Source organism: Stenotrophomonas sp. P5_A9 (assembly GCF_056400525.1).
Genome location: NZ_JBFULC010000004.1, coordinates 59777 through 81431 on the forward strand (window position 1 = coordinate 59777; position 21655 = coordinate 81431).

Annotated in this window: 23 protein-coding genes; 3 read left to right on the top strand and 20 right to left on the bottom strand. The window is 67.2% G+C overall.

The features are described from left to right. Window positions 1-137: 137 nt before the first annotated feature. The 14 genes from alaS to rlmE all read right to left on the bottom strand — a co-directional run bounded on the left by alaS (window position 138) and on the right by rlmE (window position 15354). Window positions 138-2786: an alanine--tRNA ligase gene (gene alaS / locus AC1DR7_RS02255; RefSeq protein ID WP_478052852.1), complete on the bottom strand. Its 2649-nt coding sequence runs from the start codon at window positions 2784-2786 to the stop codon at window positions 138-140. A 107-nt stretch (window positions 2787-2893) separates the two neighbouring features. Beyond that, the gene (recX, locus tag AC1DR7_RS02260; protein WP_256774111.1) at window positions 2894-3385 is read right to left on the bottom strand and encodes a recombination regulator RecX; all 492 of its coding nucleotides are present in this window, start codon (window positions 3383-3385) and stop codon (window positions 2894-2896) included. Between the two features lie 111 nt (window positions 3386-3496). Then, entirely contained in the window at window positions 3497-4537 is a 1041-nt protein-coding gene (gene recA, locus AC1DR7_RS02265; RefSeq protein ID WP_256774112.1) for a recombinase RecA, read from the bottom strand. A gap of 204 nt (window positions 4538-4741) precedes the next feature. Further along, window positions 4742-5392, bottom strand: a complete 651-nt coding sequence (gene lexA, locus AC1DR7_RS02270) for a transcriptional repressor LexA (RefSeq protein WP_256774113.1) — start codon at window positions 5390-5392, stop codon at window positions 4742-4744. A 452-nt stretch (window positions 5393-5844) separates the two neighbouring features. Further along, complete coding sequence (ubiB, locus tag AC1DR7_RS02275) at window positions 5845-7521, bottom strand: 2-polyprenylphenol 6-hydroxylase (RefSeq protein ID WP_478051008.1); 1677 nt, start codon at window positions 7519-7521, stop codon at window positions 5845-5847. Window positions 7522-7556: 35 nt separating this feature from the next. Next, on the bottom strand, window positions 7557-8051 hold the full coding sequence (locus AC1DR7_RS02280) for a CinA family protein (protein WP_256774115.1): 495 nt from the start codon (window positions 8049-8051) through the stop codon (window positions 7557-7559). Window positions 8052-8209: 158 nt separating this feature from the next. Further along, window positions 8210-9520 (bottom strand): ribosome rescue GTPase HflX, encoded by a 1311-nt coding sequence (gene hflX / locus AC1DR7_RS02285; RefSeq protein ID WP_478076380.1) that lies wholly within the window; start codon window positions 9518-9520, stop codon window positions 8210-8212. Between the two features lie 26 nt (window positions 9521-9546). Beyond that, complete coding sequence (hfq, locus tag AC1DR7_RS02290) at window positions 9547-9831, bottom strand: RNA chaperone Hfq (protein ID WP_137190031.1); 285 nt, start codon at window positions 9829-9831, stop codon at window positions 9547-9549. Between the two features lie 107 nt (window positions 9832-9938). Further along, on the bottom strand, window positions 9939-10892 hold the full coding sequence (miaA, locus tag AC1DR7_RS02295) for a tRNA (adenosine(37)-N6)-dimethylallyltransferase MiaA (protein WP_478051009.1): 954 nt from the start codon (window positions 10890-10892) through the stop codon (window positions 9939-9941). Further along, window positions 10892-11791 carry a dihydropteroate synthase gene (gene folP, locus AC1DR7_RS02300; protein ID WP_457318900.1) on the bottom strand — a complete coding sequence of 300 codons (900 nt, stop codon included), beginning with the start codon at window positions 11789-11791 and terminating at the stop codon, window positions 10892-10894. Before folP ends, miaA begins: the two co-directional genes overlap by 1 nt. A gap of 32 nt (window positions 11792-11823) precedes the next feature. Then, complete coding sequence (locus AC1DR7_RS02305; RefSeq protein ID WP_457318901.1) at window positions 11824-12351, bottom strand: hypothetical protein; 528 nt, start codon at window positions 12349-12351, stop codon at window positions 11824-11826. 87 nt (window positions 12352-12438) lie between these two features. Continuing rightward, complete coding sequence (locus AC1DR7_RS02310; protein ID WP_256774120.1) at window positions 12439-12624, bottom strand: hypothetical protein; 186 nt, start codon at window positions 12622-12624, stop codon at window positions 12439-12441. Window positions 12625-12721: 97 nt separating this feature from the next. Continuing rightward, the gene (gene ftsH, locus AC1DR7_RS02315; RefSeq protein ID WP_256774121.1) at window positions 12722-14668 is read right to left on the bottom strand and encodes an ATP-dependent zinc metalloprotease FtsH; all 1947 of its coding nucleotides are present in this window, start codon (window positions 14666-14668) and stop codon (window positions 12722-12724) included. 53 nt (window positions 14669-14721) lie between these two features. Continuing rightward, entirely contained in the window at window positions 14722-15354 is a 633-nt protein-coding gene (gene rlmE, locus AC1DR7_RS02320) for a 23S rRNA (uridine(2552)-2'-O)-methyltransferase RlmE (protein ID WP_457318903.1), read from the bottom strand. A 65-nt stretch (window positions 15355-15419) separates the two neighbouring features. Here rlmE and yhbY point away from each other — a divergent pair, with 65 nt between their 5' ends. After that, the gene (yhbY, locus tag AC1DR7_RS02325) at window positions 15420-15725 is read left to right on the top strand and encodes a ribosome assembly RNA-binding protein YhbY (RefSeq protein ID WP_256774123.1); all 306 of its coding nucleotides are present in this window, start codon (window positions 15420-15422) and stop codon (window positions 15723-15725) included. A gap of 15 nt (window positions 15726-15740) precedes the next feature. Next, on the top strand, window positions 15741-16115 hold the full coding sequence (locus AC1DR7_RS02330; RefSeq protein ID WP_256774124.1) for an Mth938-like domain-containing protein: 375 nt from the start codon (window positions 15741-15743) through the stop codon (window positions 16113-16115). Between the two features lie 223 nt (window positions 16116-16338). Here AC1DR7_RS02330 and AC1DR7_RS02335 read toward each other — a convergent pair whose 3' ends face one another. The 4 genes from AC1DR7_RS02335 to surE are packed head-to-tail and all read right to left on the bottom strand — an operon-like array spanning window position 16339 to window position 19202. Further along, the gene (locus AC1DR7_RS02335) at window positions 16339-17118 is read right to left on the bottom strand and encodes a peptidoglycan DD-metalloendopeptidase family protein (RefSeq protein WP_256774125.1); all 780 of its coding nucleotides are present in this window, start codon (window positions 17116-17118) and stop codon (window positions 16339-16341) included. After that, complete coding sequence (locus AC1DR7_RS02340) at window positions 17115-17729, bottom strand: YqaA family protein (RefSeq protein ID WP_256774126.1); 615 nt, start codon at window positions 17727-17729, stop codon at window positions 17115-17117. The genes AC1DR7_RS02335 and AC1DR7_RS02340 overlap by 4 nt, the downstream gene beginning before the upstream one ends. Window positions 17730-17748: 19 nt before the next feature. Continuing rightward, the gene (locus tag AC1DR7_RS02345) at window positions 17749-18426 is read right to left on the bottom strand and encodes a protein-L-isoaspartate(D-aspartate) O-methyltransferase (RefSeq protein ID WP_256774127.1); all 678 of its coding nucleotides are present in this window, start codon (window positions 18424-18426) and stop codon (window positions 17749-17751) included. Further along, window positions 18423-19202, bottom strand: coding sequence for a 5'/3'-nucleotidase SurE (surE, locus tag AC1DR7_RS02350; protein ID WP_478051010.1), 780 nt, complete (start codon window positions 19200-19202; stop codon window positions 18423-18425). The genes AC1DR7_RS02345 and surE overlap by 4 nt, the downstream gene beginning before the upstream one ends. Window positions 19203-19390: 188 nt before the next feature. Here surE and AC1DR7_RS02355 point away from each other — a divergent pair, with 188 nt between their 5' ends. Then, complete coding sequence (locus tag AC1DR7_RS02355) at window positions 19391-19930, top strand: Smr/MutS family protein (protein WP_457318907.1); 540 nt, start codon at window positions 19391-19393, stop codon at window positions 19928-19930. Window positions 19931-20110: 180 nt separating this feature from the next. Here the strand turns inward: AC1DR7_RS02355 and truD are convergent, their stop codons facing one another. After that, on the bottom strand, window positions 20111-21157 hold the full coding sequence (gene truD / locus AC1DR7_RS02360) for a tRNA pseudouridine(13) synthase TruD (RefSeq protein ID WP_478051011.1): 1047 nt from the start codon (window positions 21155-21157) through the stop codon (window positions 20111-20113). Beyond that, window positions 21154-21651, bottom strand: coding sequence for a 2-C-methyl-D-erythritol 2,4-cyclodiphosphate synthase (gene ispF, locus AC1DR7_RS02365; protein WP_457321349.1), 498 nt, complete (start codon window positions 21649-21651; stop codon window positions 21154-21156). The genes truD and ispF overlap by 4 nt, the downstream gene beginning before the upstream one ends. Window positions 21652-21655: the final 4 nt, after the last annotated feature.

Below are 21655 nucleotides of genomic sequence, written 5' to 3' on the forward strand. Positions count from 1 at the left end.
GTCTCCAGGGAACCGGTGGTGTTTTCCCCACCGGCTTGGCGCCCAGCCAAGGAGCGCCCCACGACAAAGGGGGAAAGTATTAGCCATAGTACCGTCAGGCCTCCCAACCCTTCAAGGAGCAGGAGGCTTCAGGATGTTCAGATACGCGGGGTGACCCAGTCGACGACGGCGGCGAGGGCAGAAGCAAGGGCGGGCCCGTCCTCGCCACCACCCTGGGCGAGATCCGGGCGGCCGCCGCCCTTGCCCCCGGTCTGACTGGCGATGTGCGACAACAGTTCCCCGGCCTTGACCTTGCCCATTGCACTGCCGTTCACGCCGGCGACCAAGGCTGCCTTGCCGTCCTGGGTTCCGGCCAGCACGATCACCGAGTCGCCCAGCTGCTGCTTGAGACGGTCGATTGCGTCACGAAGCGCCTTGGCATCGAAGCCTTCCAGGCGCGCGGCCAGGATCTTGATGCCGTTGACCTCGACCGCCGACGCGCCGAGATCGGCGGTGGCGCCCGCGGCCTGCTTGGCCTTCAATGCGTCCAGTTCGCGTTCCAGCTTCTTCTGGCGCTCACCGAGCTGGCGGATCTTGTCGACCACGTCGCCGGCGTTGCCGCCGAGCAGCGACGCCGCTTCGCCAAGCACGGCCTCTTCGTGGGCCACGTAATCCAGCGCGCCCTGCCCGGTCACCGCTTCAATGCGGCGCACGCCCGAGGACACGCCGCCTTCGGAGGTGATCTTGAACAGGCCGATGTCACCGGTGCGGCCCACGTGGGTGCCGCCGCACAGTTCGGTGGAGTAATCGCCCATCTTCAGCACGCGCACGTTCTCGCCATACTTCTCGCCGAACAGCGCCATCGCGCCGAAGTCCAGCGCTTCCTGCATGGCCATGTTGTGCACTTCGACGGCATTGTTGGCCCGCACCTGCGCGTTGACCTTGCGCTCGACGACCGCCAGGTCCTCGGCGCTGATCGGGGCGAAGTGCGCGAAGTCGAAGCGCAGGCGGTCCGGCGCCACCAGCGAGCCCTTCTGCTGCACGTGGGTGCCCAGCACCTCGCGCAGGGCGGCGTGCAGCAGGTGGGTGGCGGAGTGGTTGAGGATGGTCGCGCCGCGGCGCTGGACGTCGACCTGCCCGGCAAGCGTATCGCCGACCTTCAGGCTGCCTGACGTGATCTTGCCGACGTGGCCATGGAACTGGCCGGCGAACTTCTGCGTATCGCTGACCTGCACCTGCAGGCCCGCGCCGCTGAGCGCGCCGGTGTCACCGACCTGGCCGCCGGATTCGGCGTAGAACGGGGTCTGGTCGGTGATCACGATCACCTCATCGCCAGCCTGGGCGGACGTGACCGGACGACCGTCCTTGAGCACGGCCACCACGGTCAGGCCGTCGGCCTGCAGGCGGTCGTAGCCGAGGAACACGGTCGGCTTGAGCGTGGCCACCAGATCGGCGGACAGGGTTACGCCGCCGCCGAACTTGCCCGCTGCGCGCGCGGTCTCGCGCTGGTTGTCCATGGCGGCGTTGAAGCCGTCCATGTCCACGCGCATGTCGCGCTCGCGCGCGATGTCAGCGGTGAGGTCGACCGGGAAACCGTAGGTGTCATACAGGCGGAACGCGTCCACGCCGGGGATCACGCCGTCGGTGACCTTGGCGGCCACGTCGTCGAAGATCTTCATGCCCGAGTCGAGGGTTTCTGCGAAACGCTCTTCCTCGGCCTGCAGCGCGCGCACCACGGTGTCGGCCTGCGCCGGCAGTTCCGGATAGGCCACGCCCATCTGCTCGACCAGGGTCGGCACCAGCTTGCTGAAGAACGGCTGGCGCACGCCCAGCATCCAGCCATGGCGCAGCGCGCGGCGGATGATCCGGCGCAGCACGTAGCCACGGCCTTCGTTGGACGGCAGCACGCCATCGACGATCAGGAACGAACAGGCGCGGATGTGATCGGCGATCACGCGCAGCGACTTGTTTTCCAGGTCGGCCATGCCGGTCAGTTCGCTGGCCTTGCGGATCAGCGCCTGGAACAGGTCGATTTCATAGTTGGTGTGTACGTGCTGCAGGATCGCGGCCAGTCGCTCCAGGCCCATGCCGGTGTCCACGCACGGCGCCGGCAGCGGCACGAGGGTGCCGTCGGGCTGGCGGTCGAACTGCATGAACACCAGGTTCCAGATTTCGATGAAGCGGTCGCCATCCTCGTCCGGCGAGCCCGGCGGGCCACCGGCGATGTGGTCGCCGTGGTCGTAGAAGATCTCGGTGCACGGACCGCACGGGCCGGTTTCGGCCATCTGCCAGAAGTTGTCCGAGGCGAACGGTGCGCCCTTGTTGTCACCGATGCGCACGATCCGGTCTTCCGGAATGCCGACCATGTCGCGCCACAGCGCGTAGGCCTCGTCATCGGTCTGGTAGACCGTGACCAGCAGCCGGTCGGCCGGCAGCTTCCAGACCTGGGTCAGCAGCTCCCAGGCCCAGGCGATGGCATCCTTCTTGAAGTAATCGCCGAACGACCAGTTGCCCAGCATTTCAAAGAAGGTGTGATGGCGCGCGGTGTAACCGACCTGATCCAGGTCGTTGTGCTTGCCACCGGCACGCAGGCAGCGCTGGACGTCGGCGGCGCGCACGTAGCTGCGCTTTTCGGCGCCAAGGAACACGTCCTTGAACTGAACCATGCCGGAGTTGGTGAACAGCAGGGTCGGATCATTGCCCGGCACCAGTGGTGCCGACGGCACGATCGTGTGGCCCTTGCCCTTGAAGAACTCAAGGAAATCGCTGCGGATCTGGGAGGTAGTGAAATTGACGGATGCGTTCATGGGGGGCTGGCTTCATGCGGGCCGGTCAGTCCATGGCACGCAGCCCCAATGGCCGGGTGTCAACAGCAGGACCGCCGAAACCACAAAGGGTATCAGGCCCGGGGCGCTCAGTCCTCCGGGTCGTAACGGGTCGCCAGGCGGATGCTGTCCCCCGGGAACCCGCGACGGGCCAGCAGATCGGCGGCTTTGCGCCGTTGCGCCAGCTCCTGCGGCCCGGCCTCGCCGAAGCGACGGCAGACCAGGTCACGCGCGTTTTCGTTCCAGTCGCCTTCAAAGGTGTCCATGGCGACGGCGATCTGGTCGCTGTCCAGCCCATGGGTGCCCAGTTCGGCGCGGATGTGGATCGGGCCATAGCCGGTGTTGGCGCGAATGCGGACCAGGTTCTCGGCAAAGCGGGTGTCGTCCTGCCAGCCGGCCTCGCTGAGCTTGTCGACCGCAGCCACTGCGGCGTCGTTCTCGATGCCACGCGCCTGCAGCTTGCGGGTCAGCTCCTTGCGCGAATGCTCGCGGCGCACCAGCAGGGCCAACGCCCGCTGGACGGGGGTCTGCTCACTGACACGGCGTTTGCGGCGCGGGGCCGGGGCGTCGGACTCGGACATGGCGACCTTCAATCAAATGCGCCGTCCTTGGCGCTCCCCCCGTCGGGGGAATACGGAAACCGCGGGACAGGGCTGGCGTCACTGACGGCGCCGCCCTGCCCCGCAGGAAACTCATTCGGCGTCGTCTTCGACGTCGTCGCCGCCTTCACGCGCGGCTTCTTCCGGCTGGAACTTCTCGCGCAGCTCGGCTTCCAGGCGCTGGGCAATCTGCGGGTTGTCGCGCAGGTAGCCGCGGGCGTTGTCCTTGCCCTGGCCGATACGTTCATCGCCGTAGCTGTACCAGGCGCCGGCCTTCTCGACCAGCTTGGCTTCCACGCCCATGTCGATCAGCTCGCCCTCGCGGCTGATGCCTTCGCCGTAGAGGATCTCGGTGATGACCTGCTTGAAAGGAGGCGCCAGCTTGTTCTTGACGACCTTGATCTTGGTCTGGTTGCCGATGATCTCATCGCCCTTCTTGATCGCGCCGATGCGGCGGATGTCCAGGCGCACCGAGGCGTAGAACTTCAGGGCGTTGCCGCCGGTGGTCACTTCCGGGCTCTGGCCCGGCATCATCACGCCGATCTTGTGGCGCAGCTGGTTGATGAACACCACCAAGGTGTTGGAGCGCTTGATGTTGCCGGTCAGCTTGCGCAGCGCCTGGCTCATCAGACGGGCCTGCAGGCCCGGCAGCTGGTCGCCCATTTCGCCTTCGATTTCCGCCTTGGGCGTCAGCGCAGCGACCGAGTCGACCACCACGATGTCCACCGAGCTGGAGCGCACCAGCATGTCGGCGATCTCCAGCGCCTGCTCACCGGTATCCGGCTGCGACAGCAGCAGGTCGTCCACGTTCACGCCCAGCTTGGCGGCGTAGATCGGGTCGAGGGCATGCTCGGCGTCGATGAAGGCTGCGGTGCCGCCCTTCTTCTGGCATTCGGCAATGGCCTGCAAGGTCAGGGTGGTCTTGCCGGAGGACTCCGGACCATAGATTTCCACGACGCGCCCCTTGGGCAGGCCACCGATGCCGAGTGCGATGTCCAGCATCAGCGAACCGGTCGGGATGACCTCGACCGCCTCGACGACACGGTCGCCCATGCGCATCACGGCGCCCTTGCCGAACTGCTTTTCGATCTGGCTCAGCGCGGCGGTGAGGGCGCGCTTCTTGTTCTCGTCCATCGGAGTGGTCCTTGCAGAGGTCGTATCGGTGGAGGTGCTGTCTTTGGAAGTCTTCTTGGCCATGGGTTCACTTTAAGGCTGGCGTATCGCACAGGCTGAGATTCTGCCCGGCGTTCGGAAAAAAATTATCGGACATCCGTACCAACCTCAGCGGAACCAGAGAATCGCCACAAAAGACCGTGCAGGTAATGCGTTGTAGAAGGATCAGCGGTTGGGCCGCAACAGGCCGCAATAGAGGCCTTCGATCGCGAAGTCCTGGTCGGGCAGGACTTCGATCGGCTTGTAGTCGGGATTGCGCGGCAGCAGGCGGATCCGGTCCTTGCCCATCTTCAGCAGCTTGACGGTGATCTCGTCATCGATGCGCGCCACCACGATCTGTCCGGAGCGGGCGTCACGGGTCCGGTGCACACCGATCAGGTCACCGTCGAAGATGCCTTCGTCGATCATCGAATCGCCCTGCACCTTGAGCAGGTAGTCCGGCGCCGGCGAGAAGAACACCCGGTCGAGCACCACGAAATCGTCCGAGCCGATGTCTGCGCCGATCGGCAGACCCGCCGCGACCCGGCCCAGCACCGGCAGGCGCAGCACATGATCGGGCAGCGCGGGCACCGACAGCGAGCCCGGCAGGCCGTCCTGCAGCGCCGGTGCCTGCACCAGCCGGATGCCACGCGCCTGGCCGGGGATGCGACGGATCGCCCCGGCCTGCTCCAGGGCTTCCAGGTGGTATTGCGCCGCGCGTACCCCCTTGAAGCCGAAGGCACGTGCGATTTCAGTCTGCGACGGCGGGGCGCCATCGGTCTCGATACGCTCGGCGATCAACTGCAGGATCGCCTGCTGGGTGTCGGTCAGTTCCATGGTTAGTAGTATTACTACTAACGATGTGGGCACGCAAGTGCCCACGGAAGAAGAGCAGGAATCAGCAGGATCATCCCCCCACCGAAGCCGTCGGCAGTTCGTGTAGCCACCGACCGTTGGTCGGTGACCGCGCGAACGCGCGGCAATGCGTGACGGTGCGTTCGCGTGTCGGTTTTGGTCTTGTCTCCGGGGTTTAGCGCGTGCAACCCCATAGGTCAGGCGCTCATGGGCGGCAGACGAAGGGTAGCGATCATAGGAGGCGGCCGGGAGAAGGCAGCCGACCAACGGTCGGCTCTACGGGGTTGGGTTGCGCGTGCCGAAGGCCGGGCGGATGGAAGGTCGGCGGTCATGAGGCCGGCCGGGTAGAGCAGCCGACCAACGGTCGGCTCTACGAGGTTGGGTCGCGTTTGCGGCACATTGCGGGGATCCTGCGGATCCCGGCGGCGAAAACCCTACGGGTTTTTGCCGCTGCGCCAGATCGAAAACAGGATCCACACGCCGCAGAAGCCGGCGCCGATGAAGCCCGCCACGCCCAGCGCCAGCAGCCAGCGGCTGGAGACGCCACCTACGCTGTGCATGACGATCGAGGAGCCGATAATTAGCGCGGCGGTCACGATGCCCATCACCAGACGGTTGGCCGCGCGGTTGACCTGGTCGCCGAAGCCCTGCAGCGCGGTGGTCTCGACCTTGAGCTGGAGGCGACCACGCCGAGCCATCTGCAGCAGCCGACGCACGTCGCGCGGCAGGTCGCCGAGCAGCTCCATCACCCCCACCAGGCTGCGCTTGCCCCGCTTGAGCACGGCGCCGGGCGCATAGCGCTGCCACATCACCCGCTCCAGGTACGGACGCGCGGCGCTGGCCATGTCGAACTGCGGGTCCAGCTGCCGGCCCATGCCTTCCAGAGTCAGGAAGGTCTTGATCATCAGGGCCAGGTCGGCCGGCAGGGTCAGCGAGTACTGGCGCAGCAAGGTGGTGATGTTGCCCAGCATCAGGCCCATGTGCAGGTCTTTCAGCGGCACGCCCCGGTACTGGTCGACGAACGTGCTGATGTCCTGCTGCAGCCGCGACTCATCCACGTCCACCCCGCCCGCCCAATCGAGCAGCACGTCGGCCACCGATTCCGGCTCCTGGTTGACCAGCCCATGCAGGAGCTGGGCGACCTGGAAGCGGCGCTGCTCGGAGATCGCCCCGACCATGCCGAAATCGATCACGCCGATGCGGCCGTCGCGCAGGTAGATGATGTTGCCCGGGTGCGGATCGGCGTGGAAACAGCCGTCTTCGAGCACCATCTTGAGCACGATGTGCGCGCCGCGACGGGCCAGCTGCACGCGGTCCAGCCCGGCCGCATCGACGCCGGCCAGGTCGCGGCCGGGGATGCCGTCGACGAAGTCCTGCACGTTGAGGCTTTCGCAGGTCCACTGCCAATGCACGTTGGGGATCAGGATGTCTTCGCGCCCGGCGAAGTTGCGCGCGATGCGCTCGGCGTTGCGGCATTCGGCGGCGAAATCCAGYTCCCGGCGCAGCGAGACCTGGAACTGCTGCACCACTTCGGCCGGGCGATACCGCTGCAGGTCCGGCAGGCGCGCTTCCACGATTTCGGCCAGGCGTGCCAGCAGGCGCAGGTCGGCTTCGATCACCTCACGGATGCCGGGGCGACGGATTTTCAGCACCACGGCGGTGCCGTCGTGCAGGGTTGCGCGGTGCGCCTGGGCCAGCGAGGCGGCCGCCATCGGGGTTTCATCCAGCCAGGCGAAGACCTCGGTGGCCGGTGCGCCGAGATCGGCTTCCAGCTGTTCGCGCACCTGCGCATACGGCAGCGGCGGTACCGCGTTCTGCAGTTCAGAGAATTCGGCGATCCAGTCCGGCGGGAACAGGTCCACGCGCGTGGCCAGCACCTGGCCGAGCTTGACGAAGGTCGGACCCAGGTCTTCCATCGCACGCCGCACCCGCACGGGCGCGGTCATGCGCAGCATCTGCGTGTCGTTCCAGTGCAGCAGCCGCCCGGCCCGTTCCAGTACATCGGCCAGGCCGATCCGGCGTACCAGATCGCCAAAGCCATAGCGGATCAGGACCGAGGCGATTTCCTGCAATCGGCCTAGGTCGCGTACGGTTCCCAGCGTTTCCCACATCGGTGCCACTCCTGTCCACGCACGCGGTCAGGATGTCACACCGGTGCGAAAATTCCCGTCAGCGCCTGCTGCACGGTCTGGCGACGGATGGCTTCGCGGTCGCCGTCGAACCGGAACAGCTGCGCGCGGGCATAGCCACCGCGCTGCTTCCAGCCGATCCACACGCTGCCGACCGGCTTGTCCGGACTGCCGCCGCCCGGCCCGGCAATGCCGGTCACGGCCACGGCGATGCCGGCGCCGGAATTGATCAGTGCACCGGAAACCATTTCCAGCACGGTCTCGCGGCTGACCGCACCGAACTGCTCCAGCGTGTGCGCGCGAACACCGAGCAAGCGCTGCTTGGCCTCGTAGCTGTAGACGACCATGCCGCTGTCGAAGAATGCCGAGGAGCCGGCCACATCGGTCATCGCCTTGGCGATCCAGCCGCCGCTGCAGCTCTCGGCAGTGACCAGCTGCAACGATGCCTGCTGCAGGCGCTGGCCGACATCACGGGCAAGGACGCCGAGTTCGGCATCGGTGGGGACGCTCATGGTGATCCTGGATCGGGGGGAAGGACGCCCCGTTTTAGCCCAAATCGGCGCGGATGTCGTGTGCGGGGGCGCGACGCAGCGTCGCGCGCCCTTTGCTGCGCCTGTCCCACCGCCGGGGAACGTCGAGGGAGAGCCGGCCAGCGGCCGGCACTACCGTGTCACCACTCGGGGAGCTTCTCCGGCAGCATCGCGCGGATCGGCTCGCCGCCCTCGCCGGCCGCCAGCTTTTCGGCCTCGGCGATCGGCAGATCGACCTCAAGCAGCCAGCMGTCCTCGTCGGCCTGTTCGCCGCGCACCACTTCCAGCTGGTGCAGGCGCGAACGCAGGCGTCCGGCACTCGGCGGCAGACGCAGCGCGCCGGTGATGTGCTGCAGGCCCAGGCGCTTGCCCAACACCGACTGCAGCAGCGGCAGGCCAAGCCCGTCGCGCGCGGAGATCCATACCCGTTCGCGACGGGCGGTATCGGGGATGCCGTCCTGTGCGTCGTGACGCACTTCGGCTCCCTCGATGCGGTCGATCTTGTTGAACACCAGCAGCTGCGGAAGATCGCCCGCACCCACGTCGGCCAGCACTTCGTCGACCTGGGCGATGCGGTCCTCGCGGTGCGGATCGGCGGCGTCGACGATATGCAGCAGGAAATCGGCCTCGCGCGCTTCGCTCAAGGTCGAGCGGAACGCGGCCACCAACTCGTGCGGCAGATCGCGCACGAACCCGACGGTGTCGGCCAGCACCACGTTGCCACCCGGGACCGCGATGCGGCGCACGGTCGGGTCGAGCGTGGCGAACAGCTTGTCCGCGGCGTAGGCCTCGGCACCGGTCAGGGCATTGAACAGGGTCGACTTGCCGGCATTGGTGTAACCCACCAGGGCAACGCGCGGCAGTTCGCTGCGCACGCGGGCGCGGCGCATCTGGGTGCGCTGCACCTCGACCTTTTCCAGCCGTTTCTGCAGCTGTTCGACCCGCTTCTGCAGCAGGCGACGGTCGGTTTCCAGCTGGGTTTCACCTGGGCCGCGCAGGCCGATGGAGCCGCCGCGCTGGCGCTCCAGATGGGTCCAACCGCGGATCAGCCGGGTGGACATGTGGCGCAGCTGCGCCAGCTCCACCTGCAGCTTGCCCTCATGGCTGCGTGCGCGCTGGGCGAAGATGTCCAGGATCAACCCGCTCCGGTCGATCACGCGCCGCTCCAGGAAGCGCTCGAGATTGCGCTCCTGCCCCGGTGTCAGCGCATGGTTGACCAGGATCAGGTCGGCACCGGTGGCATCGGCCGCGGCTTTCACCTCATCCAGCTTGCCGGTGCCGATCAGGATCGACGGGTTCGGTCGGTCGATGCGCGCGGTCAGCGTCGCCGCGATGCTCGCACCGGCCGAGCGGGCCAGGTCCGTGAACTCTTCAAGCACGTCTTCTTCGAGCCGGCCGAAGTGCGGCTGGATCAGGAGTGCGTGTTCGCCTCGCTTGGAACGGTCAAACACGCAGTTCTCCAGAAATACTCAACGCATTACTCAACGTCGTCTTCACCTTGGACGCCTTCGGCGCCACCTTCATTGGACTGTACATAGCCGCCACCCGGGCCAACCCGTACGTTGCGCGCCGGCACCACGGTGGAAATGGCGTGCTTGTACACCATCTGGCTCACCGTATTGCGCAGCAGCACCACGAACTGGTCGAACGATTCGATCGTCCCCTGCAGTTTGATGCCGTTGACCAGGTACACCGAAACCGGCACGCGTTCGCGCCGAAGTGCATTCAGAAACGGGTCCTGCAGCGATTGCCCCTTGGACATTGCTAACTCCTGATTATTGTTTTTATGGTCTTCCGGCAGTTTCCGCGGCCCCCGCCGCCCACCGGAATCCTTGATGGTACACGGGCTGGAGTGGGGAAGGCGTGGAGTCAGCGTGCGACGAAGGTCGACACCGCTTCTGCCAGCGAAGCCTGATCAAGATGGGGATCGAACCAGCGCACATCAAGCTCGCCGCGCAGCCAGGTGAGCTGGCGCTTGGCCAGCTGGCGGGTAGCCTGGATGCCGCGTTCACGGAACTGGCTGGCCGTGCCCTGCCCGTCCAGGAACTCCCAGGCCTGGCGGTAGCCCACCGCCCGCACCGCCGGCAGGTCCAGGGGCGCAGCCACCCGGGCCATCTGCGGCAGCGCGCGCAGTGCGCGGACCTCGTCCAGGAAGCCCTGCCCGAGCATGGCGTCGAAACGGGTCTCGATGCGCTGGTGCAGCACGCTGCGCTCGCGCGGGGCCAGCACCAGCTTGAGCGTGCGGACCGGCAGGCGGTCCACGCCGGGCAGTTTCTGCCACGCACTGATCGGGGTCCCGCTGAGCCGGTAGACCTCCAGCGCCCGCTGGATGCGTTGTGGATCGGTGGCATGGATGCGCGCGGCGGCGGCCGGGTCGATGCTGGCCAGCTCGGTGTGCAGGGCGGCCCAGCCCTTGGCTGCGGCCTCCCCGGCGATGCGCGCGCGGGTATCCGGATCGGCCGGCGGCATCGGCGAAAGGCCCTGCAGCAGCGCGCGGAAGTACAGCCCGGTGCCGCCGGCCAGGATCGGCATGCGGCCACGAGCGAGGATGTCGGCGACGGCGCGGGCCGCATCGGCGGCAAATTCGGCCGCCGAATAGGTCTGCCACGGGTCGCGCACGTCCAGCAGATGGTGGGGCGCCTGCGCGCGCTCGGCGGCGTCGGGCTTGGCCGAGCCGATGTCCAGGCCGCGGTAGACCAGCGCCGAATCGACGCTGACGATCTCCCCGCCGAGCTGCCGCGCCAGCCCGATCGCGGTGGCGGTCTTGCCCGACGCGGTCGGGCCCATCACCGCGATCGCCAGCGGGCGCTGGTCGGTGCCCATCAGTCCTCGTCCGGCCAGCGCGGCATGGCCGGCGCAGCGTCCACGCGCGGTGCCGGCACGGCATCGACCGCGGCCCACACCTTGAGTGCATCAACGGTGGTAGCCACGTCGTGCACGCGCAGGAGCGTCGCCCCGCGCTGGGCGGCGATCAGGTGCGCGGCCACCGAGCCGGCTACCCGGTCGCGCGGCTGTTCGCGCCCGGTCAGCTCGCCGATGCTGCGCTTGCGCGACAGGCCGGCCAGCAGCGGCACGCCCAGGTCCAGGAAACGCGCCGAGCGGGCGAGCAGGATCATGTTGTGTTCGGTCGTCTTGCCGAAGCCGAAGCCCAGGTCGATCACCAGGTTCTTTTTCGCGATGCCGGCCATCTCGGCGGCAAACAGGCGCTCGGCGAGGAAACGGTGCACCTCGGCGACCACGTCATCGTAGTGCGGGGTGTCCTGCATGCTGCCCGGCTCGCCCTGCATGTGCATCAGCACCACCGGCACGCCGAGGTCGGCGGCGGCGGCCAGTGCACCAGGCTGGCGCAGTGCGTGGATGTCGTTGAGCATGCCGGCGCCAGCGGCCACCGCCGCGCGCATCACCTCCGGCTTGAAGGTATCGATACTGATCGGGACGTGGGTTTCCCGCGCCAGCCGCTCGATCACCGGGATCACCCGGCGCAGCTCCTCCTCCAGCGACACCGGCGCACTGCCCGGGCGGGTCGATTCACCGCCGATATCCAGCAGGTCGGCACCCTCGGCGACCAGTTGCAGCCCATGGGCGACGGCAGCCTCCAGGGTGTCATGCACGCCGCCGTCGGAGAACGAGTCCGGGGTGACGTTGACGATACCCATCACGCGCGGGCGATCCAGCCGCAGCGCACGGCCACCGCAATCGAGCTGGGGAGAAATGTCGAACATGGGCAGGTCCACGAAGTACGCCAGCGCGTAGTTTACGCTGGCGTACCGCAGCGGCCGTCAGAGATCGCCGAGGCGGGCGCCATCGACGGGATTGGCCAGCCATTCGGCGAGGTCGCTACCGATCGCGTTGACGGTGCGTTCGAGCACGTCACAAGACCCCTTGAAGCCGGCGAACGCGCCGCCCGCGAGGTTCGCCGCGCCGTGACCGATGCGAGCTTCTGGCCATCCTGAAACAGCACGCCCCGCGCCGTGGCGGATTTGAAATGACCGGCAAAGGCATTGCCCGCGCTCTGCGCTTCGACCAGTTCCAGTTGCAGCACGCGACCGCTGTCACGCGTCATCGGCGCCGTGTCGAAGAGGATCCGGTTGCCATGCACCGGCGCCTTCGCGCCCAGTGCACTGGCCAGCTGCGCGCAGATCCGGCATTCCGCCTTGATGTTGTCGGCAATGTAGGCCGACTCCGCGAAGGGCACCGGATCCTGCACGTGGATATCGGCCGCAAGCGCGGGCGTGGCACAGCTCAACAGCGTCGCGGCAGCGACGCACAACGAATGACGCATGGTTTCCCCCTGGAAAAGTGGCGCGTGGTCGCAGCATGCGACCTGCACCGCTGCATGCTGCCGCCCGCGCGCCACCAGCGCAACCGGTCAGCGCTGGCGGCGCTTGCGATCGACGTACAGGGTCTTGGCGATGCTCAACAGGATGCCCAGCGCGATACCGATACCAGCGCCGAGCAGGAAGTTGTCGCGGAATAGACCGATACCGACGCCGACAACCGTGGCGATCACCATCTCGACGGTGTGCGACACCGGTGGTGGGGGCGTGGTGGACATGGCGACTCCGGAACAGAAAGCAGGAACAAGGGGCGCATTATGGCGCGGAAACGACGAAGGCCGGGTTTCCCCGGCCTTCGTGTTCACCCTGCCGTGCTTACAGCTGCTCGGCAGGACCGGCGATCGGCGTCACCGGACGGGCGTCGCCGCCCTTGTCGTTGTTGTTGTTGCTGCCACCGTCCTTGTTGGACTTGTCCCAGCCCATCGGCGGCGGCGGATCGCGACCTTCCATGACCGCATCGATCTGCGGCACGTCGATGGTTTCGTACTGCAGCAGCAGCTGCGACATGGTGTGCAGCTTGTCCAGGTTGGCGGTCAGCAGCTCGGTGGTCCGGGCATAGGCCTTGTCCAGAATGCTGCGCACCACTTCATCGATGCGGCGCGCGGTGTCGTCCGAAACGCTCTTGTGCTGGGTGACCGACCGGCCGAGGAACACTTCATCGTCCTCTTCGCCATAGGCGATCGGACCCAGTTCGTCGGACAGGCCCCACTTGGTGACCATGTTGCGGGCCATCTTGGTGGCGCGCTCGATGTCGTTGGAGGCACCGGTGGTGACCTTGTCGGTGCCGAAGATCAGCTCTTCGGCAACGCGCCCGCCGTACAGCGAGCACAGCTGCGATTCGATCGCCACGCGGTTCATCGAGTACTTGTCGCCTTCCGGCAGGTACATGGTCACACCCAGCGCGCGACCGCGCGGGATGATGGTGACCTTGTAGACCGGATCGTGCTCGGGGACCAGGCGGCCGACGATGGCGTGACCGGCTTCGTGGTAGGCGGTGAGCGTCTTTTCTTCTTCGCTCATCGCCATCGAACGACGCTCGGCACCCATCAGGATCTTGTCACGGGCACGGTCGAAGTGGTCCATGCGGACTTCCTTCTCGCCGCCACGCGCGGCAAACAGCGCCGCCTCGTTGCACAGGTTGGCCAGATCCGCACCGGAGAAGCCCGGGGTACCGCGCGCGATGACCATGGGCTCGACATCGTCGGCCAGCGGCAGCTTGCGCATGTGCACCTTGAGGATCTGCTCGCGACCGCGCACGTCGGCCAGGCCGACCACCACCTGGCGGTCGAAGCGGCCCGGACGCAGCAGCGCCGGATCCAGCACGTCCGGACGGTTGGTGGCAGCGATGACGATCACGCCCTCGCCCCCCTCGAAACCGTCCATTTCGACCAGCAACTGGTTCAGGGTCTGCTCGCGCTCGTCATGACCGCCGCCCAGGCCAGCACCACGATGGCGGCCGACGGCGTCGATTTCATCGATGAAGATGATGCACGGCGCCTGCTTCTTGGCCTGCTCGAACATGTCGCGGACGCGGCTGGCGCCGACGCCGACGAACATTTCCACGAAATCCGAACCGGAGATCGAGAAGAACGGCACCTTGGCTTCACCGGCGATGGCCCGGGCCAGCAGGGTCTTGCCGGTACCGGGCGGGCCGACCATCAGCACGCCGCGYGGAATCTTGCCGCCCAGCTTGGTGAACTTGGTCGGGTCGCGCAGGAAGTCGACCAGCTCGCTGACTTCTTCCTTGGCCTCGTCGCAGCCGGCGACGTCGGCGAAGGTGACCTTGATCTGGTCCTCGCCCTGCAGCTTGGCGCGCGACTTGCCGAAGGACATGGCGCCCTTGGAGCCGCCACCGCCGCCCTGCATCTGCCGCATGATGAACAGCCAGAAGCCGATGATCAGGATCACCGGGAGGAAGTTCATCAGGATCGCACCCAGCGAAATGCCGCTGGACGGCTCTTCCTGGACGATTTCCACGTTCTTGCCACGCAACACGTTGATCAGGTCGCGATCGTAGGGCGCGGTGATGGTGGCCGACTGGCCGCCACGGGTGGTGTAGGAGAGCTGGCTGGTGCCGCCGCGGACATCCCCGGCGAAGGTCACCTTCTGGACGTTGCCGCTGTCCACCTGGTCCAGGAACTGCGAATACGTCGCGCCCTGGGCGCCCGCGCCGCTGCTCTTTGGCGAGAAGCTCTGGAACACCACCATCAGCACCACGGCGACGACCACCCATAGCAGGAGGTTCTTGGTCAAGTCGTTCATCCTCATTGGCTCCGGTGTTCCTCTAATTCCTGACGCGATTCGTATGGTTGAGCTTACTTGATCTGCGCACGTTTGCCCTGCCCGAGGGCGTATACCTCGGACGAACGCTTGCGGGAGGCTTCCGGCTTGCGGATCGCGACCTTGTCGTACCTGCGGCGCATCTCGCGCACGTAGTCGTCAAAGCCCACGCCCTGGAACAGCTTGATCAGGAACGCGCCACCGGGCTTGAGATGGTTGTCGGCAAAATCCATCGCCAACTCCGCCAGGTGCATCATCCGCGGTTGGTCGACCGCATCCATACCACTTTTATTGGGGGCCATATCCGAGAGCACAAGGTCTACCGCCTGGTCCCCGAGCATGGCTTCAAACTGCGATAGGACGGTTTGCTCCCTGAAGTCTCCGTGAAGGAACTCCACGCCGGCCAGCGGCGGCATCTCCAGGATGTCCAGTGCCAGCACCCGGCCGGTGTCGCCGATCTGGCGCCGCACCTGCTGGGACCAGCCGCCGGGAGCGGCGCCGAGGTCGACCACCACCATGTGCGGCTTCAGCAGCCGGTCCCGCTCGAGCAGCTCCTCCAGCTTGTAGGCCGCGCGCGAGCGCATGCCCTCGGCCTGCGCCTTCTTCACGAAGGGGTCGGAAAAGTGTTCTTTCAACCAGCGTTGACTGCTCTTGCTACGGGAAGCCATTGGTAATAGGGCCGGAACGGGTGGTCATGATACCCTGATCGCCCCAGTTAACCGCTTGTTCCTGAATGTCTATTGCCCTGACCTCTGCCCAGACCCGCTTCCTCCGCGGCCATGCCCATGATCTGAAAGCCCTGCTGCAGATCGGCGGCAAGGGGGTCACGCCGGCCTTCCTGGCCGAACTGGAGGAAGTTCTGGAACGCCATGAACTCATCAAGGTGAAAGTGGCCGCCGAAGACCGTGACGCCCGCGACGCGATGATCGCCGAACTCACCACCGCCTCCGGCAGTGCCCTGGTGCAGCGCATCGGCCATGTGGCCGTGCTGTACCGCCCGAGCAAGGAACACCGCCAGATCGTGCTGCCGCGCGGCTGATCCCGGACCCTGAAGATGCAACTGAGCCACGAACTGCCCGATTACGCCTACGCCCTGCGTGCCGCCGATGGGCGCACCGCGAAAGTGAATGACCGCACCCTGGCCAGCAGCTTCGTGCTGACCCCGGACACGCTGATCGAAGCGTGGCCGGTGGCCGATATCGCCGCCCTGACCCCGGAACACCTGCAGCCGGTGCTGGCGCTGAACCCGGCACTGGTCGTGCTGGGCACCGGCGATACCCAGGTGTTCCCGCCCGCGGCGGTCATGGCCGCGTGCCTGACCCGTGGGATCGGCCTGGAAGTGATGAACAACCCGGCCGCCGCGCGGACCTTCAACATCCTGGCCGGCGAAGGCCGCAAAGTGGCTGCGGCGTTCATCCTGAAGGGGTGAATGCGGTCGTKTTTGTTCAGGAAAGGCCGCCAGGGGCGGCCTTTTTTGTGCATGTAGAGCCACCCAATGGGTGGCTGCACACCCCAACCGGCGCGCGAACCCGGCCCGGTAGAGCCACCCCATGGGTGGCTGCACACCGAACCGGCGCACGGAGCCCGCACCGAGATGGCGACGCATGGCGTCGCCCTACCCAGGAACAGCGCGCCCGTCCGGGACGCGCCAGTTATTTCGGCGGCAGGTACAGCAGCGGGTCGACCGGCTTGCCGTTGTAGCGGATCTCGAAGTGGAGCATGTCGCGGGTGGTGCCGGTGCGGCCCATCTCGGCGATCTGTTCCCCGGCCTTGACGCTCTGGCCTTCGTTGACCAGCCGCTTGCGGTTGTGGCCGTACGCAGACAGCCACTGATCGCTGTGCTTGATGATGATCAGCTCGCCAAACCCGACCAGGCCCGCGCCGGAATACACCACCACGCCCGGCGCGGTCGCCCGTACCGGTTGTCCGCTCGTACCTGCGATGTCCACGCCCTGCTTGGTCACATCGGCACCGACGAACTTGCCCACGAGCGCGCCATCGGCCGGCCAGCGCCAGCTGATGTTGCTCTTGATCGCCGTGGTCGGCGACGGGGTCGGGGCCGGCGCGGGCGCGGTTGTGCCCGGACGTGGCGCGGTTACCACCGTGGTCGGCGCACGGCCCGGTGCACCACCGCCCGGATACAGCTTCAGCGTCTGCCCCGGATAGATCGTGTACGGCTCGGCCAGCCCGTTCCAGGCGGCCAGGTCACGCGGGGTGATGTTGTGGATGCGTGCCAGCGCGTACAGCGTATCGCCACGGCGCACCACGGCGGTCTGCCCCGGCTTGGCCACCGATGCCTGCGGCGTCGGATGCGCACCACGACCCGGCGACGACGGCTTGACCACCGTGGCCGTCCCGCATGCGCCCAACGTGGACACCGCCAGCACCAGCGCGGTAACACGCAGCCCCCTGCTCAAACGATCAGCACTCATGCGAACTTCGCCCTCCAGACTAGCCAGGCGACCAGCGCCACGACCAGCACGGTCGCGATCCAGCCCAGCGGTTCAATCCAACGCCGCAGCGCAGCTTCCGCGCGCGGACCACCAATACGGATGACCGCGGCCAGCACGAACACGCGCTTGCCACGACCGATCAACATGCTCAGGAAATACTGCGGCAACGGCACGCCGACGATACCCGATGCCCAGGTGAAGACCTTCATCGGGATCGGCATGAAGCCGCCCAGCACCAGGAAGGTGAACACCGCCCAGGGCGATTCGGCCATCTTGGCCTGGACCACCGCGATGCCGCTCTCGATGCTCGACAGCATGCCCAGCGCGGCGAACACCGGCTTGAGCGCCTCGAAGGCGAAATGCCCCAGCGCGTAGCCGACCAGCGCTCCGGCCATCGAACCGCCCAGGCTCAGCGTGGCAAACCACCAGCCGCGCTTGGGCTGGGCCACGCACATCGGCGCCAGCATCACCTCGGGCATCACCGGGAAGATGATCGCCTCGATGAAGCTCAACACCGTCAAATAGGTCGGCGCGCGCTCATGCGCGGCCCATTTCATCGCCCGCTCATACAGCGGACCAAAGATCTTCATGACGCAACGCTCCTGTGAATCAATCCAGCATGCCAGACAGCAGCGGCACGAACGTGACCGGTGCCAGTACCTGCTGTTCGATGCTGCCGTCATCGCGACGGGTCAACTGCACCAGCGACTGCGCGCCCGGGCCACCGACCGGCGCCACCAGCCGCCCACCGATGGCCAGCTGCTCGACCAGCGCGTCGACCAGCGCCGGTGCGGCGGCAGTGACCACGATCGCATCGAACGGGCCGTGCTCGGCCCAGCCGACGCGGCCATCGTCATGCTTGGTGCGGATGTTCATGCCGAGTGCGCGGAAACGCTTGCGCGCCTGGCGCAGCAGGTCACCGATGCGCTCGACCGTATAGACCTCCAGCCCCAGCGCGCCGAGGATCGCGGCCTGGTAGCCCGAACCGGTGCCCACTTCCAGCACCTTCTTCGGCGAGCAATGCAGCACCGCCTCGGTCATCCGCGCCACCACCCACGGCTGGGAGATGGTCTGCCCGTGGCCGATCGGCAGCGCGGTGTCCTCGTACGCGCGCGAGGCCAGCGCCTCGTCGATGAACAGGTGGCGCGGCACCACGCGGATCGCGTTGAGCGTGTTCTCGTCGACGATGCCCGCTTCGCGCAGGCGCTCGACCAGGCGGTCGCGCACGCGCTGGGAGGTCATGCCGATGCCGACCGCTTCGGGTTGCAGGCGCAGGCGCTGGCTCATGCCGGGCGATCCAGCGCGGCCGTCAGCCCGCCGACCCAGCTGGCCACCTTCTCCAGCGCCTGGTAGCGGGTGAGGTCGACCTGGATCGGGGTGATCGAAATGAAGCCGTTGCGCACCGCGTGGAAATCGGTGCCCGGGCCGGAATCCTGCTCGCGTCCGGCCGGACCGATCCAGTACACCTCGTTGCCGCGCGGATCGCGCTGGGCGATGCAGCCCTCGGCGCGGTGGCGGTTGCCCAGCCGGGTCACCTCGAATCCGCGGATCTCGCGCCACGGCAGGTCCGGCACGTTGACGTTGAGGATGGTGTCGGCGGGCAGTGGATCGGCCTTGAGCCGGGTCACGATCTCGACCGCGGCACGCGCGGCGGTCTCGAAATTGCGCGGCTCGTGGTTGTGCGTCACCAGCGACATCGCCACGGCCGGCAGGCCCAGGAAACGCCCCTCCATCGCCGCGGACACGGTGCCGGAGTAGATGACGTCATCGCCCAGGTTGGCCGCGTTGTTGATGCCGGAGACCACGATGTCCGGCTCGTACTCGAGCACGCCGGTCAGCGCCAGGTGCACGCAGTCGGTGGGCGTACCGGCCACCGAGCAGGTGTAATGATCGATGCGTTTGACGCGGATCGGCAGGTCCAGGGTGAGCGAGTTGCTGGCACCGGAGCGGTCACGGTCCGGCGCGAACACCGTCACCTCATGACCGGCGTCACGCAGTACCGAGGCGAGCATCCTGATACCCGGCGCGTCGACACCGTCGTCGTTGCTGACCAAGATCCGCATCTGCGATTTAACCGCTTGATTTTTCAAGACTTCGATTCCATCACTTTCCAGCGTTGGCGGGGCCGGCCCTCCCCGGTCTGGGGAACACCGACCGCGCAAGTGCGTCAGCTATTGTGCCGCAAGCGGGCAGATCGTCCTACCCCGGATGACGGTAGGCAGCGGCCATCCCCTGGCATTACGCTGTACGCATGTCACATTCTGAAGACGACGACCCCGCCGCCCTGTTCCGCTCGGCAATCGGCGAGGTCAAACCCCTGCGCAAGCCTGCGGCCGCGCCGCCGGCCGTGCCGCGGCCGAAGCCGCGCGCGCGCATGGCCGAACGTGACGAGGACGAAGCGCGCGGCGAATTCGCGCGCCTGCTGCGCGACAGCAGCCCGCTGGAAGCGGGCGACACCGCCAGTTACCGGCGCGACAACCTGCCGGCGCGGATGTTCCAGCGGCTCAAGCGTGGCCAGTACTCGGTGCAGGACGAGCTGGACCTGCACGGGGCCACGGTGGTACAGGCGGAAAACCTGCTGCGCCAGTTCCTGCTGGAAGCGCACGCGCACGAATACGGCTGCGTGCGCATCATCCACGGCAAGGGCCTGCAGTCCGATGGCGGCGCACCGGTGTTGAAGAACCTGGTCGACCGCCTGCTGCGCCAGCGCAACGACGTGTTGGCCTTCCATTCGGCGCCGGCTGGGCAAGGCGGTACCGGCGCGGTGGTGGTGTTGCTGGCGAACCGGTAAGGCCGCCCGCTGGGTGCCTGCACATGACGCCTGATCGCGGTAGATCCACCCCATGGGTGGCTGCACGCGGCGCCGGATCGCCGTAGAGCCGCCCCATGGGTGGCTTGTGCGCGGTGCCGGATCGGAGCGCAGCCACGCATGGCGTGGCTCTACCGCCCCCCCTGATGGGGGATGCCGCAATCAATCCGCCGTCAGGAGCGTCTGGCTTGCGTCTTCCACCGGCCCCAGCTCGTGCAGCACGGCGGTGGCGTAGCAGCCCGGCGGTAGCGCGAAACTGAGCTCGAGCACATCCGGCTGCAACCAGGTGTGCTGCAGCATCGCCGGGCGCAGGCGCAGCGCGCGACGCTCCTGCTTCAGGCGCGCACTTTCCAGGCCAGCACGCAGCGCCAACGATTGTTCGTCCGATATCGCGCCCAGCTCCAGATCGGCGGCCGCGCCGGTACTGCGCAGCGCTCCCTCGCCCCACAACGGGCCACTGGGATGGATGTCGAAGCGGCCCAGGCGGTCGGCCAGCAGATCCGTCCACGGTTCCGGACCGAACACGCTGCGGCTGCCGTCCAGCATCCACACCTCACCGTCCAGCGGCGTGTCCCAGTTGCCCTGCGCGACGCGCTCGGCCAACACCTGGTTGAACAGGGCCGAGCGTGCCGCCGACAACAGCAGCGAACGCTGGTCCGGGCGCACGCGTCGGCCGCCAAACATCGCCAGCGCCGCCGGCACATTGCCGCCGTCGCGGCCGAAACGCTGTTCGCCGAACCAGTTCGGCAGTCCGCGCGCGGCGATCAGCGACAGCCGCTCGTCGATCGCCTTCGCATCGCCCTGCACGTCCCGCAACACCAGCTTGAACCGATTGCCCGCCAGCGCGCCGCGCTGCAGCTTGCGGTTGTGCCAGGTCGACTCGACCACCTCGATCTCATCGGAGGCCAGCAGCGCCGGATCCGGTGCGATGCGCTTGGGCAGGTGCACGCTGAAACGCTGAGTGGTCACCGCGTGCCGGTCCTTCATGCCGGCGTAGCTCACCGCCATGTCCGGCAATCCGGCCCACCGGGCCAGCACTTTGGCCACGTGCACGGTGTTGGCGCCGCGCTTGCGGAGGGTCAGCAGCAGGTGCTCGCCCTCCCCGCTCGGCTCGAACGCCGGCAGCTCGTCCACCTGGAAATCTTCCGGAACGCTGCGGATCTTCGCGCTCAGCAGCGGCGCACCAAATGCCAGCGGAAGCGGGATCACAGTGCCACCAACAGCACGACGGCCTGCGCGGCGATGCCCTCACCACGCCCGGTGAAGCCCAGCTTCTCCGACGTGGTGGCCTTGACGCTGACCGCATCCAGCGCGACGCCCAGCAGCGCGGCAATGCGCTCGCGCATGGCCAGCGCATGCGGGCCCACCTTGGGACGCTCGCAGATCACGGTGATGTCGGTGTTGCCGACCTGCCAGCCACGCTCGCGCAGCAGGCTGTTGCAATGGGCCAGGAAGCGGCAGCTGTCGGCATCTTTCCAGCGCATGTCCGAGGGCGGGAAGTGCTGGCCGATATCGCCCAGCGACAGCGCACCGAGCATCGCATCGCACAGCGCATGCAGGATCACGTCGCCGTCGCTGTGGGCGAGCACGCCGCAGCTGTGCGCCACGCGGATGCCGCCGAGCATGATGTGGTCGCCCGTGCCGAAGGCGTGGACGTCGTAGCCCTGTCCGATGCGGACCGGAGGAAAGGAAGGCGTGTTCATTGCA